The organism is Mesorhizobium sp. M1403, from assembly GCF_040317695.1.
Lineage (GTDB): Bacteria > Pseudomonadota > Alphaproteobacteria > Rhizobiales > Rhizobiaceae > Mesorhizobium.
In genome coordinates, this window is the sequence record NZ_JAMYKY010000084.1 from 1 (window position 1) to 1,905 (window position 1,905).

A 1,905-nucleotide genomic window follows, 5' to 3' on the forward strand; every position below is an offset into this window, starting at 1 on the left:
CCCCAAGTGCGATCAGGTGATAGGCCAGGCGGTTGGCGCGCGCGTTGAGCTCGCCATAGCTCAGGCGCTCGTCCTCGCAGACCACTGCCACCGCATCGGGGGCGCGCCGGACCTGCTGCTCGAACAGTTCATGGATGCACCGGTCCGACGGATAAGGCGCCGCCGTCCGGTTCAGCTCCTCCAGTAGATACGTGCGTTCGTCGGCCGGTAGGATGTCCAGCTCGCGCACCGGCCGATCGGGGGCCCTCTCCAGCGCCTCCGCCAGCTGCTCGAGCGCCCGCTGCATGTAGCTGCAGACCCGATCTGCAGAGATTGGCTCCGCCACCTGTGCCGTTAGGCCGAGCGCCTCGCCAAAATCCTCCACCGACAGGGTCAGTGGATAGTTGGTGCGTTCCTCCCCGCCCAGCCATTCCAAGCCCGACAGGACATCATCCGTTCCAGGACCAGCCATGGCCGCCGGCGTGTTGTGACGGTAGTTCAACAGCGCGCTGAACAGCGGCGCCGGCGCCGCAACGCCGCTGCAGCGTTGCGCCAGCACCAGCGAGGCATGCTCGTGCGCCAGCAGCCCGGAAAGCCGGCGATGCGTGCTGCGCACGCTTTCCTCGACGCCGGTCCCGTCGAGGTCGAGGCGCACAGGCAGGGTATTGATGAACAGGCCCATGGTGCGGTCGGCGCCTGCACCCGCATGCATGCGGCCGAACAGCACCGTGCCGAACACCACCTGCTCCCGGCCGCTGCTGCGCGACAGCACCTGCCCCCAGGCCAGGTGGCACAGGCTTGCCAGGCTCACACCCAACCGCCGCGCCTGACTGCGCAGCCGCGCGTTGAGCGCCTGCGGCAGTATCCAATGCACCGCGCCGGATCTGCTGCCGTCGCCGTAGACGTCGCGCAGCGCGAACGGCAGCGTCGGCTCGTCGATGTCGGCCAGTTGCTTCCGGAAGAACTGCTCATGCGCGTTGGCATCAACACCCAGGCGCGCGTGCGCCACCAGACTGCGGAACGGCTGCGGTGCCGGCAACTCATGCTCCCGCCCCGCCAGCACTGCCCGCACCTCGGCATACATGACTTCCAGCGTCGTGTGATCCCCGATCAAATGGTGCTGCAGCTGCTGCAGCAGCCAGCGGCCGCTGCCGGGCTCGCGCGCGATCACGAAACGCAACAACGGCGCCCGGCCAAGATCGACGCGTTCCCGGCGCGGATCAAACCGGCGCCGGAGCTCATCGGCGCCGGAACCATCACAGGCATCCAGCTCGACCTGGCTCACCTCGAGGGGTGCTTTGCGCCACACAACCTGGGCGGGGCTGGACAGCCCTTGCCAGACGAATGCGGTGCGCAGGATGTCGTGGCGATCGACTACCTGCTGGACCGCGCCGAGATAGCGGTCCAACAGCTCGCGATCGGCAAATGCCATCTGCGACACCAGCAGGTAGGGATCGCCCCGGCTGACCAGCAGATGATGGAACAGGATGCCGTCCTGCAGCGGCGACAGGGCATAGATATCCTGGACATTGCCAACGCCGCCGGGCACCGTTTCTACGATCCGGTCGATCTCCGGCTGGGCCAGCTCGATGAGCGGCAGCATCTGCGGCGTAATCGCCGTACTCTGTTCGGTGATCAGGTTGGCAGGCACCGTCACTTCGTGATTGCTGCCAAGGCCTTCGGCAAGATCGGCCAGCACCGGCCTGGCGAACAGGGTGCGCACCTCCACCCCGAGCGACAGCCGCCGCAGCCGCTCCAAAAGCTGCACGGCCAGCAGCGAATGGCCGCCGAGCTCGAAGAAGTTGTCGTGGCGTCCGACCCGCTCGACCCTGAGAAGCTCCGCCCAGATCTGTGCCAGCGTCGTCTCGATCTCGCCCTGCGGCGCCTCATAGGCCGCCCGCGCATAGGCGTCGTCGTCGGGAGCCG

At 67.5% G+C, this 1,905-nt stretch carries 1 protein-coding gene; it reads right to left on the minus strand.

Translation table 11 applies throughout. The annotated features are described in order from the left end of the window. On the minus strand, positions 1-1,905 hold a 1,905-nt coding region (locus NKH01_RS35125), incomplete at both ends, for a condensation domain-containing protein (RefSeq protein WP_353024737.1).